This is a genomic window from Rhodococcus sp. EPR-157 (genome assembly GCF_001647195.1).
Taxonomy (GTDB): domain Bacteria; phylum Actinomycetota; class Actinomycetes; order Mycobacteriales; family Mycobacteriaceae; genus Rhodococcoides.
Genome location: NZ_LVCV01000346.1, coordinates 1 through 17368 on the forward strand (window position 1 = coordinate 1; position 17368 = coordinate 17368).

The 17368-nt window shown below is 63.4% G+C and carries 16 protein-coding genes; 9 read left to right on the forward strand and 7 right to left on the reverse strand.

The annotated features are described in order from the left end of the window. The 3 genes from A2J03_RS16120 to A2J03_RS16130 form a co-directional block, all read left to right on the forward strand. Nucleotides 1-963 (forward strand): phosphoenolpyruvate--protein phosphotransferase (locus A2J03_RS16120; protein WP_197480818.1); only part of this gene is annotated, 963 nt, incomplete at its 5' end. A gap of 40 nt (nt 964-1003) precedes the next feature. After that, on the forward strand, nt 1004-2269 hold the full coding sequence (locus tag A2J03_RS16125) for a uracil-xanthine permease family protein (protein WP_068375820.1): 1266 nt from the start codon (nt 1004-1006) through the stop codon (nt 2267-2269). Between the two features lie 109 nt (nt 2270-2378). After that, a complete protein-coding gene (locus tag A2J03_RS16130) occupies nt 2379-3521 on the forward strand; it encodes an acyl-CoA dehydrogenase family protein (protein WP_068375843.1) in 1143 nt (380 codons plus the stop codon). 62 nt (nt 3522-3583) lie between these two features. Here the strand turns inward: A2J03_RS16130 and lexA are convergent, their stop codons facing one another. Then, nucleotides 3584-4360 carry a transcriptional repressor LexA gene (gene lexA / locus A2J03_RS16135; RefSeq protein WP_231912561.1) on the reverse strand — a complete coding sequence of 259 codons (777 nt, stop codon included), beginning with the start codon at nt 4358-4360 and terminating at the stop codon, nt 3584-3586. Nucleotides 4361-4633: 273 nt separating this feature from the next. Between lexA and A2J03_RS16140 the strand changes: the two genes are divergently transcribed. Next, nucleotides 4634-4978, forward strand: a complete 345-nt coding sequence (locus tag A2J03_RS16140; protein ID WP_068375848.1) for a hypothetical protein — start codon at nt 4634-4636, stop codon at nt 4976-4978. Between the two features lie 156 nt (nt 4979-5134). After that, nucleotides 5135-5599 carry a transcriptional regulator NrdR gene (gene nrdR / locus A2J03_RS16145; RefSeq protein WP_068375850.1) on the forward strand — a complete coding sequence of 155 codons (465 nt, stop codon included), beginning with the start codon at nt 5135-5137 and terminating at the stop codon, nt 5597-5599. Between the two features lie 11 nt (nt 5600-5610). Here nrdR and hrpA read toward each other — a convergent pair whose 3' ends face one another. Next, nucleotides 5611-9510 carry an ATP-dependent RNA helicase HrpA gene (gene hrpA / locus A2J03_RS16150; protein WP_068375822.1) on the reverse strand — a complete coding sequence of 1300 codons (3900 nt, stop codon included), beginning with the start codon at nt 9508-9510 and terminating at the stop codon, nt 5611-5613. Nucleotides 9511-9593: 83 nt separating this feature from the next. On the opposite strand from hrpA, the gene A2J03_RS16155 reads away from it, so the two are divergent. Both A2J03_RS16155 and A2J03_RS16160 read left to right on the forward strand, forming a co-directional pair. Further along, nucleotides 9594-10256 carry a Pr6Pr family membrane protein gene (locus tag A2J03_RS16155; RefSeq protein WP_068375824.1) on the forward strand — a complete coding sequence of 221 codons (663 nt, stop codon included), beginning with the start codon at nt 9594-9596 and terminating at the stop codon, nt 10254-10256. Nucleotides 10257-10270: 14 nt separating this feature from the next. Then, a complete protein-coding gene (locus A2J03_RS16160; protein WP_068375826.1) occupies nt 10271-11530 on the forward strand; it encodes an aminotransferase family protein in 1260 nt (419 codons plus the stop codon). On the opposite strand, the gene A2J03_RS16165 is transcribed toward A2J03_RS16160, so the two are convergent. Then, complete coding sequence (locus tag A2J03_RS16165; RefSeq protein ID WP_068375828.1) at nt 11514-11738, reverse strand: hypothetical protein; 225 nt, start codon at nt 11736-11738, stop codon at nt 11514-11516. The genes A2J03_RS16160 and A2J03_RS16165 overlap by 17 nt on opposite strands. Nucleotides 11739-11771: 33 nt before the next feature. Here A2J03_RS16165 and A2J03_RS16170 point away from each other — a divergent pair, with 33 nt between their 5' ends. Next, a complete protein-coding gene (locus A2J03_RS16170; protein WP_068375830.1) occupies nt 11772-12407 on the forward strand; it encodes a hypothetical protein in 636 nt (211 codons plus the stop codon). Nucleotides 12408-12437: 30 nt separating this feature from the next. Here the strand turns inward: A2J03_RS16170 and A2J03_RS16175 are convergent, their stop codons facing one another. From A2J03_RS16175 to A2J03_RS16185, 3 genes are all read right to left on the reverse strand, one after another. Then, the gene (locus A2J03_RS16175) at nt 12438-13109 is read right to left on the reverse strand and encodes a PhzF family phenazine biosynthesis protein (RefSeq protein ID WP_068375832.1); all 672 of its coding nucleotides are present in this window, start codon (nt 13107-13109) and stop codon (nt 12438-12440) included. A gap of 93 nt (nt 13110-13202) precedes the next feature. Next, nucleotides 13203-13742, reverse strand: a complete 540-nt coding sequence (locus tag A2J03_RS16180) for an alkyl hydroperoxide reductase (RefSeq protein WP_068375834.1) — start codon at nt 13740-13742, stop codon at nt 13203-13205. A 1-nt stretch (nt 13743) separates the two neighbouring features. Next, on the reverse strand, nt 13744-14331 hold the full coding sequence (locus tag A2J03_RS16185) for a peroxiredoxin (protein WP_068375837.1): 588 nt from the start codon (nt 14329-14331) through the stop codon (nt 13744-13746). Between the two features lie 162 nt (nt 14332-14493). On the opposite strand from A2J03_RS16185, the gene A2J03_RS16190 reads away from it, so the two are divergent. Further along, the gene (locus A2J03_RS16190) at nt 14494-15429 is read left to right on the forward strand and encodes a LysR substrate-binding domain-containing protein (protein ID WP_068375839.1); all 936 of its coding nucleotides are present in this window, start codon (nt 14494-14496) and stop codon (nt 15427-15429) included. On the opposite strand, the gene A2J03_RS16195 is transcribed toward A2J03_RS16190, so the two are convergent. Continuing rightward, a partial coding sequence (locus A2J03_RS16195) for a DUF3516 domain-containing protein (protein WP_068375841.1) occupies nt 15416-17368 on the reverse strand: 1953 nt, incomplete at its 5' end. The two genes, A2J03_RS16190 and A2J03_RS16195, sit on opposite strands and share 14 nt — an antisense overlap.

The following is a 17368-nucleotide window of genomic DNA, read 5'->3' on the forward strand; positions in this document are numbered from 1 at the left end:
GCCGCGGACGCCGTCGACACAGCCCGCGCTGAATTGGATCGCGTGTCTCGGTGGACCGGGCCGGGTTCGACGTCCGACGGTCACGCAGTCGACATTCTCGCCAACGTCCAGGACGGAGCCGGAGCGCGAGCCGCCCGCAAGACTGCCGCCACAGGAATTGGACTGTTCCGCACCGAACTCTGCTTCCTCGACCGAGATGTCGAGCCGACCGTCGACGAGCAGGCTGAGATCTACGGGCAAGTTCTCGAGGCGTTCGACGGACACAAGGTCGTCGTGCGCACCCTCGATGCAGGATCGGACAAGCCGCTGCGGTTTGCCAATCACGCCGACGAGGCGAATCCAGCGTTGGGGATCCGCGGAATCCGAATTGCCGAGCAGGACAGAGGAATTCTGTACCGCCAGCTCGACGGCATCGCCGCCGCCGCTGCAGCAACCGGGTCGTCTCCGTGGGTGATGGCGCCGATGATCGCTACCGCGGCGGAAGCTGCGGCGTTCGCCGCCGATGCGCGAGCGCGCGGTTTGAAGCCCGGGGTCATGATCGAGATTCCAGCCGCAGCGCTGCTGGCCGAGCACATCCTCGAGCATGTCGACTTCTTGTCGATCGGCACGAACGACCTTGCGCAGTACACGATGGCGGCCGACCGGATGTCCTCGCAGCTCGCATCGTTGACCGATCCCTGGCAGCCGGCGGTCATCGCGCTCGTGGCGCACACCGCCAAGGCGGGCGCCGCGGCCGGAAAGCCGGTCGGAGTATGCGGAGAGGCAGCCGCCGACCCGCTGTTGGCGTGCGTTCTCGTCGGCCTCGGCGTCACCTCCCTGTCTGCGGCCTCGGCGGCAGTGGCTCATGTCGGAGCGAAGCTGTCGTCGGTGACACTGGCACAGTGCAGGCAAGCTGCGGCTGCGACCCTGAAGACGGACAGCTCGGCAGCTGCGCGCGCAGCCGCGGCCGCTGTATTGAACTGACTGCGGTAAGGATTCGACTGCGCACTAGGATCGTCTCCTTGTGAGTCGAAACTTCGGATGGACCCTGCACGGGGACGGTAGGACGCCCGCTGCGGGCGCAGTGGTTGCACCCGACGAGCGGTTGACTTGGCCGCGCACAATCGGGATCGGCATGCAGCATGTCATCGCCATGTTCGGTGCAACGCTGCTCGTGCCAACGGTTACCGGGTTTCCGGTCACCACCACGTTGTTGTTCTCGGGCATCGGAACCGCGCTCTTCCTGATCATCACGCGAGGCCGAATTCCGAGCTATCTCGGATCGTCGTTCGCGTTCATCGCACCGTTGAGCGCGGCGCAGGCAGACGGCCCGGCCGCACAGCTCGGCGCGGTGATGTCCGTCGGAATCGTGCTCGCAGCGGTGGGCTTCATCGTGAAGTTCGCCGGCGGACGGGTGATCGAAGCCGTCATGCCGCCGGTCGTCACAGGTGCAGTCGTGGTCCTCATCGGACTCAATCTGGCTCCCGCCGCAACGTCGTCGTTCGAGGCCCAGCCACTGGTTGCCGCCGTCACGTTGCTCGCGATTCTGGTGGCGACCGTCGCCGGACCCGGATTGCTCGGGCGTCTCGGAATCCTCGTCGGTGTGATCCTCGGCTGGGTCTTCGCCGCCGTGATCGGACAGATCGACCCGGCCAAGCTCGACGCGATGCGGGCGGCCTCGTGGATCGGGATTCCGGAGTTCCGCGGCCCGACGTTCGAACTGTCCGTCGTACTCATCGCATTGCCGGTGGTGATCGTCCTCGTCGCGGAGAACGTCGGTCACGTCAAGGCAGTCTCGGCGATGACCGGTAAGTCGCTCGACGACCTTGCCGGGGATGCACTCATCGCCGACGGTCTGGCCACGACCCTCGCCGGTGCCGCAGGCGGATCGGGTACGACCACCTACGCCGAGAACATCGGGGTGATGGCGGCGACCAGGGTCTACTCGACCGCCGCGTACTGGGTCGCTGCTGCGACGGCCATCGTGCTTGCATTCTCGCCGAAGTTCGGTGCCTTGGTGTTCACGGTGCCCGACGGGGTCATCGGCGGAGCGACGCTGGTTCTCTACGGCCTGATCGGCCTGCTGGGTGTGCGTATCTGGACCGACAGCAAGGTGGATTTCACCGATCCGGTGAACCTCACTGTCGTCGCTGCCGCGCTGGTGGCCGGAATCGGTGACCTGACTCTGACGATCGGTTCGGTCGAACTCGGCGGAATCGCGTGGGGTTCAGTGGGAATCCTCGTCGGGTATCCGGTGATGCGCGCCCTGAACCGTCGAACCGCTCGTTAGTTCGGTCACCGATCACGCACGGCTCGGTCATCGACCAGGCCCGCGGGACGGTCGTAGGCTTCTCCTAATGCCAGTTCTCTTACTGGACAGCATCGAAGGAGTGAAGCTAGTGGACCGCACACTGTTCGAACCGGAGCACGATCTCTTCCGCGAGTCGTACCGCAAATTCCTCGACCAGCATGTCGCTCCGAATCACGCGCGGTGGGAAGAGCAGAACATCGTCGACCGCGACGTCTGGGTCGAAGCAGGCAAGCAGGGATTCCTCGGAACCGCGGTTCCCGAGGAGTACGGCGGCGGCGGGGTCAAAGACTTCCGCTACAACGCCATCCTGACCGAGGAAACGACCCGTGGCGGGTACAGCGGAATCGGGTTCACCCTGCACAACGACGTCGTCGCGCCGTACCTCATCGACCTGACGAACGACGAGCAGAAGCAGCGGTGGCTACCCGGGTTCTGCTCGGGCGAACTGATCACGGCAATTGCCATGACCGAGCCGGGCACTGGTAGCGACCTGCAGGGCATCAAGACTCGTGCGGTGCGTGACGGCGACGAATGGGTCCTCAACGGCTCCAAGACCTTCATCACCAACGGCATCAATGCCGATCTCATCATCGTCGTCGCCTGCACCGACCCCGAGAAGGGCGCCCAGGGCTTCAGCCTCCTCGTCGTCGAGCGCGACATGCCCGGTTTCGAGCGAGGTCGTAATCTCGACAAGCTCGGCATGAAAGCGCAAGACACCGCCGAACTCAGCTTCACCGACGTGCGAGTTCCCGCTACGAACCTCCTCGGTGACGAAGGCATGGGTTTCATCTACCTGATGCAGAACCTGCCGCAGGAAAGGCTGTCCATCGCGGTGGTAGCCGCCGCAGCCATGGAGTCCGCACTGGACATGACAATCCAGTACTGCCGAGACCGTAAGGCTTTCGGAAAGTCGATCGGCAAGTTCCAGAACACTCGGTTCGTCCTCGCAGAACTCGCGACCGAGACCACGGCCACCAGAATCATGGTCGACAAGTTCATCGAACTACTCAACGCCGGAACGCTCACGGTCCAGGAAGCCGCAATGGCGAAATGGTGGACTACCGAAAACCAGGTCAGGCTCATCGATCGGTGCCTGCAGTTGCACGGTGGGTACGGTTACATGAAGGAGTACCCGATTGCCAAGGCGTACATGGATTCTCGTGTGCAGACGATCTACGGTGGAACAACCGAGATCATGAAGGAGATCATCGGGCGAGGACTGGATCTGTAACCTTCGATACTTCATGGAACGGCCCGCAACCCTTGTGGTTGCGGGCCGTTCGGAGTTTCAGGTCAGAGTTTGCGCATTACCGTGACGACTTTGCCGAGAATGGCAGCGTCGTTTCCTGGAATCGGCTCGAACAGAGGGTTGTGCGGCATCAGCCACACGTCGCCCTTGGTGCGCTTGAAGGTCTTCACCGTGGCTTCTCCGTCGATCATCGCGGCCACGATGTCGCCGTTGTCGGCGACGCTCTGCTGTCGGACGACCACCCAATCGCCGTCGCAGATGGCTGCCTCGATCATCGACTCGCCGACGACTTTGAGCAGGAACAGTGAGCCCTGCCCGACGAGCTCTCGGGGGAGTGGAAATACATCCTCGACGGCTTCCTCGGCGAGAATCGGCCCACCGGCTGCGATTCTTCCCAGCACCGGCACGAAAGTCGGCGTCGGTAGCTGATCCCCATCCGGGGCCGAGCCGTCGGCGACAGCAGCCGCATGGTCGGCCTGAACCTCGTCGAGCCCGCGGACGTCGACCGCTCGCGGCCGATTCGGATCGCGACGAAGGAATCCTTTGCGTTCCAGGGTCCGCAGCTGGTGTGCCACCGACGAGGTAGAGGTGAGACCGACCGCGTCGCCGATCTCGCGAATGCTAGGTGGATATCCACGCTCGGTGACCGACGCCCGAATGACTTCGAGGACCTTGCGCTGACGTTCGGTCAGGCCCGCATTGATATCGGTGCCTTCGCCCTCGAACGCTTTCGCGGTCGGGACAGCGGCCGGTTTGCCGGCAGACTTGGTTGTCGACTTGGCTGTCGACTTCGCCGACCCTGACGAGGTCTCGTCCTTCATTCGTGCGTCCTCCTGCGTCGTACGCGCGTTCGTCACGGTCTCGATGATGTGCAACGGCTGGACATTCGACCGTTCGAACGCGTGGGGTGGATGTGACGTGTGGTTTCTGACACGAATCTAACCCGAAAATGCCTCGTGATCAAACATCTGTTCGATCCGTGTCGCGTTTTCTGCTGACTTTGTCGGAGTCGCGTGATAGAACTTCGAACAAGCGTTCATCGAACGCCTGATCGAATAACGGGTTCGATCGCGTTCGACACCACGGAGGTTCCGATGACTATCTTGACCGATCAGCGCCCCATGACAGCCCAGCGCACCAAGTCAGCCCCGCCTGCGCGCACCAGCCGCCGCGCAACGCCCGAGCGTCGGCGCTACGTGCGGGGCACTGCCCCGCAGGGCGGTTCCCATGGGTCCGCCGGTGTCTGCGTGGACCGGGCGCATCGCGAAGAGAAGATCTCGTGGACCGCGATGGTGGTCGGCGTCCTGGCCACCGCGCTGGTGATTCTGGGCTTCGTCGCGGTGGCGAACCTTCGCGCGGCTTCACTCGATTCGGCGTCCACACCTGCTGTCACGACAGTCGAACAGGGTCAGCAGCTCACTGTTCCGGCTCAGCCGTAGTCGACGTTCGTGGCAACTCAGGCGGTCGCTCCGTCGCGTCAGGCGCCTCGCTTGTTGGGCGATCGAGTTGTCTACGTGACGCTCCGAGTATCCTCGAAGCCTGCACCTCTCGGGAGTGGTCGGGAAGGGTGCGACGGCTACGACGGAGGCGCACACATGCATTGCCCGTTCTGCAGGCATCCGGACTCTCGCGTGGTGGACTCGCGCGAAGCCGACGAGGGGCAGGCCATCCGTCGACGGCGATCGTGTCCGGAATGCGGCCGCCGATTCACCACCGTCGAAACGGCGGTTCTTGCAGTCGTCAAGCGCAGCGGCGTCACGGAACCGTTCTCACGAGACAAGGTCGTCAAAGGTGTCCGGCGAGCGTGCCAGGGCCGCGACGTGGACAACGACGCGTTGAACCTTCTGTCTCAGCAGGTCGAAGATGCAGTTCGGGCGTCCGGTTCTGCGGAGATCCCTAGCCACGAGGTGGGATTGGCAATCCTCGGGCCGTTGCGGGATCTCGACGAGGTCGCCTACCTCAGATTTGCGTCCGTGTACCGATCATTCAGTTCCGCCGAAGACTTCGAGAAGGAAATCCAAGATCTTCGGGCGCACCGCGAGTCGTCGTCGGTCGACTAGTTCTGGCCTGCTCAGTTCCGGCCTGCACTCTCGATGGCCTTGAGTACTCGTTTCTCCGACACCGGGTAAGCGGTTCGAATGCTCTGGGCGAACAGCCCGACCCGCAGCTCCTCTATCATCCAGAAGATGTCGAGAACTGGTTTGGTGTGGAGCCGCGACTCCGGCAGCGATTTCAGCAGCCGATCGTAGGCTTCATACACTCGATCCAGAACATCCATGCCTGCGTCGTCGCGGCCAGCGCTACTCGGTAACGCGTTCAGCCGCACCGACGCGGCTTTCAGGTAGCGCGGAATCTCCGCCAGTCGCAGCGAGCCGAATTCGAACACGAACCCGTCGAAGACCAGCCCGGCCAGTTGCTCGCGCACATCGTCGGCCGCGTCGCCCTGCGCGGTATCCAGCACCGCGCGTAGCCCGAGTGCTTCGATCAGGATCGGTCGGACGAGGGCGAGTATTTTCGATGTGCGTTCGGTGATATCGGCATTGACGGCCTTCGACAGTGCTGCGAACTGCTCCGGTGAGCGCACAGGTCCGCCGTGTGCGTCCATCGACTCGTCGGCCGCGGTCGCACGGCAGTCTTCGAGCAAATCGTCGAGGCTGCCGTACGGATTCTGGCCGAGCGCCAGCCGCTCACGAGTCGGAATGCCGGCGATCAACGCCTTCGTTCCTCGCGGCGCCGATTGGAGTAGTAGCGCACGGGTGCCGTCGCGCATCGCGGCACGCTGGCTTGACGGTGTGCTCAGGACGCGGACTGCGATGCCTCCGTTTTCCTTCACCAATGCCGGATACCCCGTCACCGTCTGTCCTCCGACGGACTTGGTGACCGTCTCGTCCAGTGTGCCGAGACTCGACGACGTCCATGCCAACGCCGGAGCACGTTCCGCGCCGCCGACCGCGCTGGCCACTTCGCGCGTGACCCTGGGCGCCAGCGTTTTTCGCAGCTCCACGAGATCCTTGGCGGACCCGAGTTGCTGTCCATCGGTGTCGACTGCAACGAAGGTCATCTTCAGGTGTGCGGGCAGTTTGTCGACGTCGAAGTCGTTCGGGTCTATTCGGCACGAGCCGAGGCGCGACAGCTCGCGCGCCAGCGCGGTCGTCACCGGTTCGGAGCGAGGCGTCATTGCTGCCAGCGCCGCCGCAGCGAAGTCCGGTGCAGGGACGACATTCCGCCGCTGCGCCTTGGGGAGCAACTTGATCAGCGTCGACACGAGTTCCGATCGCATGCCTGGGACGAGCCAATCGAAGCCGACCGGCTGAACTTGGGCGAGGAGCGCGATCGGAATCCGCGCGGTCACACCGTCGGCAGCCGCACCCGGTTCGAACTGATAGGTGAGTGGGAACTGGATGTCGCCTTGACGCCACGCGTCGGGGTAGTCGCCGCCGAGCACCGATGCGGCATCGGGGTTGACGACGGTGGCTGCGGTGAAGTCGAGCAGATCGGGCTTGGTCCGCCTGGTCTTCTTCCACCAGGTGTCGAAGTGGCGCGCCGACACGGCCTCAGCGCCGACGCGAGCGTCGTAGAAGTCGAACAGGGCGTCGTCGTCGACCACGATGTCGCGTCGTCTCGCCCGGTTCTCGAGCTCGCCGACGTCATCGAGCAACTCGCGATTGCGGTGGAAGAATGGGTGTTGAGTCTTCCACTCGCCCTGCACGAGAGCATGTCTGATGAACAATTCACGCGAGGCCTCGGCGTCGATGGTGTGATAGTTCGCTGGTCGTCCGGTGACGAGTGGAATGCCGTAGAGGGTGACCCGTTCGTATGCCATGGCCGATTGGCGTTTGACGGACCAGTGAGGCTCCGAGTACGTGCGCTTGACCAGATGCGGTGCGAGGTGTTCCGCCCACTCCGGTTCGATTCTGGCCGCCATCCGTCCCCAGAGGCGGCCGGTCTCGACCAGCTCTGCTGCCATCACCCAGCGCGGCGGCTTCTTGAAGAGTCCGGATCCAGGGAACACCGCGAAATGAGTCCCGCGCGCTCCGAGGAATTCACGTTTGTCTCCTTCTCTCAGCCCGATGTGGGAGAGCAGTCCGGACAGCAGAGCCTGGTGCAGCGCGACCGGCGTGGTCGGCGAGTCCGGAATAGTCCAGCCCAATCCGCGGGTGATCTGGCGGAGCTGACCATGCAGGTCCTGCCATTCGCGGATGCGGAGGTAGTGCAGGTATTCGTTGCGACACATTCGGCGGAATTGGTTGGACGAGAGGTCGTTGCGTTGCTCGCGCAGGTATTTCCACAGCTCCACGTAGGCCAGGAAGTCCGAGTTCTCGACGGCGAAACGGGCGTGCTTCTCGTCGGCTGCCTGCTGATGCTCGACGGGACGTTCCCTGACGTCCTGGATGGACAGGGCCGACACGACGACGAGGGCGTCGGCGAGCGCCCCGGTGTTGTTGGCTTCGACGAGCATTCGAGCCATCCTCGGGTCGACGGGAAGTGACGCCAGCTCCCGACCGATCGGTGTCAACTCCGATTCGCCGTCCTTCGTCGCCGGCTTCACCGCACCCAGTTCTTCGAGCAAGCCGATTCCGTCGCGGATGCTCCGTGGGTCGGGCGGTTCCACGAACGGAAACTGCTGAATCTTGCCGAGCCCCAGTGCCGTCATCTGCAGGATGACCGAGGCGAGATTGGTGCGCAGAATCTCGGGCTCGGTGAACTGAGGACGCGACGAGAAGTCCTCCTCCGAATACAAGCGAATACAAATGCCATCCGCGACGCGACCGCATCGACCGGCACGCTGGCGGGCCGAGGCTTGAGATATCGGCTCGATGGGCAGGCGTTGCACTTTCGTCCGCAACGAATACCTCGAGATACGTGCCGTCCCCGGGTCGACTACGTACCGAATTCCAGGGACCGTCAGCGATGTCTCGGCGACGTTGGTGGACAGGACGACTCGGCGACCGGTGTGTGCGGTGAACACGCGGTGCTGCTCGGCGGCTGACAGTCGCGCATACAGCGGAACGATCTCGGTACCGCGAAGTTGCCTGTCACGCAAAGCATCTGCCGTATCGCGAATTTCTCGCTCGCCGGACAGGAACACGAGGATGTCGCCGTCGCCCTCGCCGATCAGCTCGGCGACCGCGTCGCAGGTGGCGTCGACCGGGTCGAGATCGATCGTGGTGTCGCCGACATCGACCGACAGTGGGCGGTAGCGCATCTCGACCGGGAACGTTCGTCCCGACACCTCGATGATCGGAGCGGGGACGCCATCGCGGGCGAAGTGTGTGGCGAAGCGCTCGGGATCGATCGTCGCCGAGGTGATGATCACCTTGAGGTCGGGTCGGCGGGGGAGCAGCTGTGCTAGGTATCCCAGGATGAAGTCGATGTTGAGGCTGCGTTCGTGCGCCTCGTCGATGATCAGCGTGTCGTACTGCCTGAGCATGCGGTCGCGCTGGATCTCGGCGAGCAGGATTCCGTCGGTCATCAGCTTGACGAGAGTGGATTCCGACGATTGGTCGGTGAAGCGAACCTTGTATCCGACGGATTCGCCGATGCTCTCGCCGACTTCCTCGGCGATGCGTTCGGCGACCGTTCGGGCAGCAAGCCTGCGAGGCTGAGTGTGGCCGATGGAGCCGCGGATTCCGCGTCCGAGTTCGAGACAGATCTTGGGTATCTGCGTCGTCTTTCCCGAACCGGTCTCACCTGCGACGATCACGACCTGGTTGTTCTCGATTGCGTCCGCGATATCGGATTTCCGCAGGCTGACCGGGAGTGTTTCCGGGTATTCGATCCTCGGTACGCAGCTGCGGCGATGAGCAACGGTGCTCTCTGCGCTCGTGACATCGTTCTCGACTGCCGCGAGCTGATCGGGGGTACGTGCCCGGTCGAGCCGTCGACGCAATCTGTGCTCGTCACGGATCGATACTCCGGACAAGCGAGCAAGCAGTGATCGGCGAAGTTCCGAGGCCGTTGAAGTAGACATTCTTCGAACAGTTTATCCAGCGCGGGCGACGCCGGCACTGTCGGGATCACGTGCGATCGGCCTCCGCTGTGCAAAAATCCACTATGGCTGTCGAGTCCGTCCGATCCACCGAGGAGCCCACGAGCGTTCCGATCAGGGTTGCGAGGGTCGCGTTCGCCGTCCTCACCGCTGTCACGCTCGGCTTCATCCTCCACGACGGTGCGAGCGACCCGACGTTCCCGGTGGTCAACTACTTCAGCTATTTCACTGTGCTGAGCAACGTGCTGACGGTCGTCGTGCTCGGTGTCGGTGGCCTCGTGGATCCACGCGGGATGCGTTGGCAGCTGTTCCGCGGGGCCGTCACCCTGTACATGGTCATCACCGGGATCATCTATGCGGTGCTGCTGTCCAACATCGAGGTCGGGATCGCGGGGCAGTGGACCAACGACGTCGTCCACCGAATCATGCCCGTCGTGATCTTCCTCGATTGGATCGTCGTTCCCGCACGTCAGCGGATCGCGGAGTCACAGTCGCTGGTGTGGTTGACCTTCCCGGTCGTCTACGGGGTCTACACCTTGATCCGCGGACCGATCGTCGACTGGTATCCCTACCCGTTCCTCGACCCACGGAGTCAGGGCTATGTCGCACTGGTGATCGGCCTCGTCGTTCTCACGGTCGCGTTCGTGCTCATGGCGCTCGCGGTGAACGCAATCGGGCGGCTCGGCAACAAATGGCGATACGGGGAGGCATCGGCCGAAGCCGAGTGACTAAGCTCTGGCGCATGTCTTCTGTGCCAGAGCCGACGTACGAATCCACACACTCCGCGCTGTGGCACGGTTTCGCCGATATGGGCGCGGTGAGCAAGAACGGCCCGTTCGTCGTCTCGCGCGGCGACGGCGCCTACATCTTCGATCGCGAGGGCAACCGGTATCTCGATGCCACAGCTGGTCTGTGGTTCACCAATGTCGGGCACGGACGTTCCGAGATCGCCGACGCGGTGGCGGCCCAACTTTCCTCGCTGGCACACTATTCGAACTTCGGTGACTTCGTGCCGGAGACGACCCTGGCTCTCGCCGAGCGGCTCGGCGAGATCGCACCGGTCGCCGGGAGCAAGATCTTCTTCACCTCGGGCGGTTCGGACTCCATCGACACTGCCGCGAAGTTGGCTCGGCGGTACTGGCACGAGGCGGGCAAGCCGGACAAGACGTTGATCGTCGGTCGTCAGAAGGCGTATCACGGAATGCATGTCGCCGGAACCGCGCTGGCAGGCATCGCGGTAAACCGCGAGAACTACGGCACGTTGATGTCGGACGCGCGGACTGTCACGTGGGACGATGCAAAGAGCTTGCTCGCATTGATCGAGGAGGTCGGTGCGGACAAGATCGCCGCCTTCTTCTGTGAGCCCATCATCGGTGCGGGCGGGGTGTATCTGCCTCCGGAAGGCTATCTGCAGGAAGTCCGGCAGATCTGCCGCGACCACGATGTGCTGTTCGTCGCCGACGAGGTCGTGACCGGATTCGGCCGAATCGGTGGGTCGTGGTTCGCGTCGAGCAGGTTCGACCTGCAGCCCGATTTGATGACGACCGCAAAGGGTCTTACCTCGGGATACGTTCCGATGGGTGCCGTGTTCATCGCACCGCACATCGCCGAGCCGTTCTTCGCGGGTGGTGTCTGGTGGCGTCACGGTTACACCTACGGCGGCCACGCCGGCGCCGCGGCAGCAGCGATGGCAAACCTCGACATCATCGAACGCGAGAACCTGCTGCAGGAATCGGCCAGGTTGGAGGCTTCGCTGCACACTCACTTCGCGCCGCTCGCCGAACACCCTCGCGTGCAGGAGGTCCGCAGTGGCCTCGGCGCGGTCGCTGCCGTACAGCTGAACGATCCGGCAGAGGCGCTGCCGTTCGTCGGCACCCTCCGCAAGCACGGCGTATCAGGTCGGGCTGCGGGTCAGGGAGCCATGCAGATCTCGCCGGCATTCGTGATGACCGACTCCGAGGTGGAGGAACTGGCTGGGCGGATGCTCACCGCCCTCGGCTGAACTTGTCCTTCCAGCGCGCCATGCGCGACCGCTGAGACGACGGTTCTGTAACGGGAGCGGTCCTTGCCTCGGCATGCCGGGTGTGAAGCTGGTCGCGTACCTCGTCGGGGGTGTACGCGCGCCTGGTGCGCTCGGACTTGACCACCAGCGCGCCCGTCGCTGCAACACCGACGACACCCGCCAGTCCGAGAATCTTCCACAGCTTCATTGCTTCACCGTACTGCGATCTAGGCTGGTCGACATGACAGCGTCGAGAATCTCCTTGGACACCGCCGCGAATGCGACTCGAACCGGTGACATCTGGATCTTTCGAGGACGTTCGGCGGCAGACCGTGCGATCCAGACGCTGACCAACAGTCCGGTCAACCATGTCGGCATGGCCGTGGTAGTCGACGATCTACCGCCGTTGATGTGGCACGCGGAGCTGGGCAAGACGTTGCAGGACATGTGGACCGGACACTTTCAGCGCGGTGTGCAGCTGCACGACTTGCGCGCCGCAGTGATGCAGTGGTCCACGAAGTACGAGCAGCAATGTTGGTTGCGCCAACTCGGAAGCGCGGTGACTCGCGAGCAAGAAGACGCGTTGATGCGCACCATTGCCCGCATGGACGGTACGGCGTTCCCGACGACGGCCGCACTCGCCGGCCGATGGTTCAAAGGCCGTGTCCCCAGTCTGCGCAGAAACGAGCACTCGGCGACTGCGCTGGAGACGGCCTACTGCGCGGAAGTCGTTGCAATGACCTATGACTCGATGGGACTGCTCACCGGGAAGAAAAAGGCGAACTGGTTCGATCCCGGAAAGTTCTGGAGTGGAGATCGACTTCCGTTGGCACCGGGAGTGACACTCGGCGCCGAGATAGCGGTGGATGTGCCGTAGTCGGTAGCGACTTCGGCGCGTGCGCGAGCTTCAGACGTAGATGGTCTTGTCCGCTGCGACCGTTCCACCGAGTTCGATCCACTCCGGCGTGTGCGTGGTGCGAAGCACAGATCCGCGGCCCTGTTCGATCCGTAGATCACGTCCGAGTACGTCGGTGATCCACACTGCCGCCGACCCGGTCGCCTCGTCCTCGGTGATCCCCATCGCGGGCGCGAACATTCGGGAGCGAATCGAGCCGGCGGCCTCGTCGTCCCACGCCCACACATAGTGATGACCGTCGGTGAACGATGCAGGATCAGTCGCCAGGACATCGGCGACGGCGCCCATCGGATGGGGTGTGAACGTCGGCGCCCAGGCCGCTTGCGCACGAATCCATGTCGTGTCTGCCTCGTAGCGGACGCGCAGTTCTGCGGCGGGCACGGTGAGGGTGTCCAACGCGGTGCGGTGCTCGCGGAGCCACCAGGACAGACCCACCGTGGGATGACCGGCGAACGGCAATTCGACGGCAGGGGTGTAGATTCGGGTGCTCGCGTGCGCTGACCCGTCGGACGAGAAGAATACAGTTTCGCTGAAACCGAGTTCCGTTGCGAGAGATTGTCTGTCGGACTCACCGACATCCTCGGCGCGGACGATGCCGAGCGCATTGCCGTGTTCCCCTGACTCGTCGGTGAACACGCGAACGACGGATACCTCGATGGTCATGGGTAGCAAATGTACTCGAGTCCTATGGTCCGCGCACACGAAAAAAAGCCCGCATACTCGTACGTCGAGTATGCGGGCTCGTCGGTCCGAAGATCAGACAGTCACACCATCGAGTGTGCGTGTGATCTCGATCGCTTGACCGACACCTGCGACGATCGACGCGGCCCGAATGGCCTCGAAGATCTTCTCGCGGTCCACGCCTTCGTCACGCAGAGTCCTCTCGTGCGCTTCGAGGCAGTGGTTGCATCCGTTGACAGCAGACACGGCCAACGACCACAGTTCGAAGTCGGCCTTGTCGACACCGGGGTTGCCGATGATGTTCATTCGCAGCCCGGCGCGCAGATCGTCGTACTTGCCGTCCAAATACCCCTTGGTGCGGTAGAAGACGTTGTTCATGCCCATGATGGACGCCGCACCGAGTGCTGCGCTGTAGGCCTCCGCCGACAGAGTGTCCGCGGCTTCCTCGGCGATTTCCTTCAGCGTCGTAGGCGACTTGGTCGCGGCCGCAGTAGCGAGGAGCGTGCCCCACAGTTGCTGCTCGTTCAGCACCGTGGATCGGGCAATGGAACTCAGGTTGAGCTTGAGATCCTTCGCATACTCGGGCAGGGCGCTCTTCAGGTTCTCGACGCTCATGTCAGACGCTCGCCGTCAGCAGTTCGCCTGCATCGATGGTCGGGTCGCCCTTCTTCCAGTTGCATGCGCACAGCTCGTCGGACTGCAAGGCGTCGAGAACACGGAGTACCTCGTCGACGTTGCGGCCGACGGATCCTGCAGTGACCGAAACGAACTGAATTTCGTTGTTCGGATCGACGATGAAGGTCGCGCGGTCGGCGACGCCATCGTTGTTGAGTACGCCTGCAGCCGTTGCAAGCTCGCGCTTGAGGTCGGAGAGGATGGGGAACGGAAGGGTCTTCAGATCCTCGTGCTGTGCCCGCCACTGGAAGTGCACGAACTCGTTGTCGACAGAGGCGCCGAGTACCTGGGCGTCACGGTCCGCGAACTCTTCGTTCAGCTTGCCGAACGCTGCGATCTCCGTGGGGCATACGAACGTGAAGTCCTTGGGCCAGAAGAAGACGATGCGCCACTTGCCGGCGTGGTCGTCGCTGGTGACGGTCGTGAAGTAGTCGTCGGGCTGCTGTGCGTTCACCTTCGACAGGTCACCGCCGATGACGGCCGTGAGGTTGTAGGCGGGGAACTGGTCTCCGATAGTCAACAGGGCCATGTGGTTCTCCTCTTGTAGTGCTGCACAGGTGCGCAGAAACGCGCGATTTTCGTATGGGTAGTGGATCGGTGGAGGCGCACGTGAGTACGGGCACCGACGTGTACGAGTGTGCCAAAAAAGCACCGAAAGGTAAACGTGATGACTAGCACTAGACTCATAGGTATGCCCGATGAAAGCTATCAACCCACACTGTCGCAGCTGCGTGCGTTCGTCGCCGTAGCCGAGCACAGGCACTTCGGGGCCGCAGCGGCGCGCCTGAAAGTGAGCCAACCGACTCTGTCGCAGGCACTCGCCTCGCTCGAACACGGCCTGGGCGTGCAGCTGGTGGAGCGCAGTACCCGAAAGGTATTGATGACGGCGGCAGGAACCCAGCTGATCGGTCGAGCGCACGCGGCCGTCGACGCAGCCGACGGGTTTCTCGCCGAGGCATCAGGTCTGGGCGGGACGTTGTCGGGGCCGCTGCGGCTGGGGCTCATCCCCACCGTTGCGCCCTACGTGCTGCCCGCACTGCTGCCGGCATTGCGCCGAGAGTTTCCTGACATCGCACCCGTCGTAGTCGAAGATCAGACCGCACGTCTGCTGGCGTCGTTGCGTGCGGGTACAGTCGAAGCCGCCGTGGTCGCCCTGCCGACCGGTGAATCGGGAATCGTCGAACTACCGCTCTACACAGAGGATTTCGTGTTGGTAGTACCGGCAGGTCACGATCTCGACGGACGGTCGGCGCTGCCACTGACCGTCTTGGCCGGCCAACCTGTTCTTCTTCTCGACGACGGACACTGCTTGCGCGATCAGAGCATCGATCTGTGTCGGTCGGTGGAGGCGGCGCCCATGACGACCGACACGCGGGCGACCTCGCTCGCGACGGTAGTTCAGTGTGTTGCAGGTGGACTCGGTGTGACCCTCCTGCCTCGCTCGGCAGTTGCTGTCGAGACGGGGCGGGGCGCGTTGGGAATCGCGGAGTTCGCCGACCCGAAGCCTGGACGGACCATCGGACTGGTGCACCGGGCATCCAGCTCGTACACGGACAAGTACCGGGCCATCGCCGACCTGATCTCGGGTCTTGGCGCAGGCGCCGGGGGATCGACTACCCGGCGATGATGGTGATCTCGTCGAACACTATCTCGCCCAGTGCATTCGACTCGTCGAGATCGATCGTGGCGCCGAGTGCCCAGCCCTGATCACCGTCAGGATCTTCGATGATCTGCCGAACCGATGTTGTCTCGCGGCCGACGGTGAGCTCGAACAATGCCGGCCCGCGGGCGGATGGTCCCGTGCCGATCTCGCCGTACTCCGCGAAGAACGGTTCCAGTTCGACCTCCCAATCGGGGCCGTCGTCGAGATCGTCGAGGTCGTCCCATCGGCCCGCCGCTGCGAGTTCGATGCGCTTGAACATCGCATTGCGCACCAGCACTCGAAATGCTCTCGGATTGGCCGTGATCGGCCTCGGAGTGTCGCCGCCGTAGGCTTCGGGTCGGGCTTCGGGCTCCTCGCCGGGGTCGGTGAGGTTCTCCCACTCGTCGAGCAGGCTCGAGTCGACCTGTCGAACCAGTTCGCCGAGCCATTCGGTGATGTCCTGCACTTCCTCGGTTCGAGCCTCCGGCGGAACCGTCTGCCGCAGTGCACGATACGCATCGGCGAGATAGCGCAGCACCAGTCCTTCGGATCTGGTCAGTCCGTAGTGGCTGATCAGTTCGGCGAACGTCATCGCCCGTTCGATCATGTCGCGAACCACGGATTTCGGAGACAGTGCCACCTCGTTGAGCCAGGGGTGCCCACCTCGGTCGATCTCGAACGCCGGAACCAGTAGCTCGGCAAGAGGTTTCGGCCAGGTAACTTCTTCGAGGAGTTCCATCCGTTCGTCGTATTCGATGCCGTCCGCCTTCATCTGCGACACAGCTTCACCGCGTGCAGCGTGCTGCTGCGCCATCAGAATCTGACGCGGATCGTCCAGCGTCGACTCGATGATCGACACCACATCGAGAGCATGGGTAGGGGAGTCGGCGTCGAGCAGTTCGAACGACGCCAGTGCGAACGGCGACAACGGCTGATTCAGAGCGAAGTCCGGCTGCAGATCCATCGTCAGGCGGGCGTGCCTGCCGTCGGCGTCCGGCTCGGGGAGTTGCTCGACGATACCTGCGGCCACGAGGCCCCGGTACAGCGTGATCGCCCGCAGAATGTGCTTGCGTTGCGCGGGTCTGGTTTCGTGATTGTCCTCGAGGAGGTGACGCATGGCGACGAAGCAGTTGCCCGGACGCGCAATGACGTTGAGCAGCATCGCATTACTGACCGAGAAGCGTGAGGACAGTGGTTCGGGGCTTGCGGCGACTATCCGCTCGAAGGTGGGCTCGCCCCAGGACACGAACCCGTCGGGAGCCTTCTTGCGTTGGACGCGTTTGAGCTTCTTGGGGTCGTCCCCGGCCTTCGCGACCAGCCGAGCGTTCTCGATGTCGTGCTCGGGAGCTTCGACGACCACGGTGCCGAGAGTGTCGTAACCGGCGCGCCCGGCGCGTCCGGCGATCTGGTGAAATTCGCGTGCGCGCAGTTGGCGCGTACGAATACCGTCGTACTTGGTCAACCCGGTGAAGAGCACCGTTCGGATCGGGACGTTGATCCCGACGCCGAGTGTATCGGTGCCGCAGATGACCTTGAGCAGCCCGTCCTGCGCCAGCTTCTCGACGAGACGGCGGTATTTGGGGAGCATGCCCGCATGGTGGACACCGATACCGTGACGGACCAGCCGAGACAGCGTCTTGCCGAAGCCTGTCGTGAATCGAAACTGCCCGATTGCGTCGGCGATCTGAGCCTTCTCGTCCTTCGACGCGACGTTCACACTGGTCAATGCCTGCGCTCGTTCGAGCGCTGACGCCTGCGTGAAGTGCACCACGTACACCGGGGCCAGGTGAGTGCTGACAAGCTCCTCGATGGTTTCGCCTATCGGCGTCGTGACGTACGAGAACATCAGCGGCACCGGACGCTCGGACCCCGATACGACGGTCGTCGCGCGACCGGTCCGGCGCGTGAGATCGTCGCGGAAGAG

Excerpts from the sequence above, each read along its gene's own strand:
- lexA (WP_231912561.1), bottom strand. The coding sequence starts at position 4,360 with ATGAAGGACGAGACCTCGTCAGGGTCGGCGAAGTCGACAGCCAAGTCG.
- A2J03_RS16140 (WP_068375848.1), top strand. The coding sequence starts at position 4,634 with ATGACTATCTTGACCGATCAGCGCCCCATGACAGCCCAGCGCACCAAG.
- nrdR (WP_068375850.1), top strand. The coding sequence starts at position 5,135 with ATGCATTGCCCGTTCTGCAGGCATCCGGACTCTCGCGTGGTGGACTCG.
- hrpA (WP_068375822.1), bottom strand. The coding sequence starts at position 9,510 with ATGTCTACTTCAACGGCCTCGGAACTTCGCCGATCACTGCTTGCTCGC.
- A2J03_RS16155 (WP_068375824.1), top strand. The coding sequence starts at position 9,594 with ATGGCTGTCGAGTCCGTCCGATCCACCGAGGAGCCCACGAGCGTTCCG.
- A2J03_RS16160 (WP_068375826.1), top strand. The coding sequence starts at position 10,271 with ATGTCTTCTGTGCCAGAGCCGACGTACGAATCCACACACTCCGCGCTG.
- A2J03_RS16165 (WP_068375828.1), bottom strand. The coding sequence starts at position 11,738 with ATGAAGCTGTGGAAGATTCTCGGACTGGCGGGTGTCGTCGGTGTTGCA.
- A2J03_RS16170 (WP_068375830.1), top strand. The coding sequence starts at position 11,772 with ATGACAGCGTCGAGAATCTCCTTGGACACCGCCGCGAATGCGACTCGA.
- A2J03_RS16175 (WP_068375832.1), bottom strand. The coding sequence starts at position 13,109 with ATGACCATCGAGGTATCCGTCGTTCGCGTGTTCACCGACGAGTCAGGG.
- A2J03_RS16180 (WP_068375834.1), bottom strand. The coding sequence starts at position 13,742 with ATGAGCGTCGAGAACCTGAAGAGCGCCCTGCCCGAGTATGCGAAGGAT.
- A2J03_RS16185 (WP_068375837.1), bottom strand. The coding sequence starts at position 14,331 with ATGGCCCTGTTGACTATCGGAGACCAGTTCCCCGCCTACAACCTCACG.
- A2J03_RS16190 (WP_068375839.1), top strand. The coding sequence starts at position 14,494 with ATGCCCGATGAAAGCTATCAACCCACACTGTCGCAGCTGCGTGCGTTC.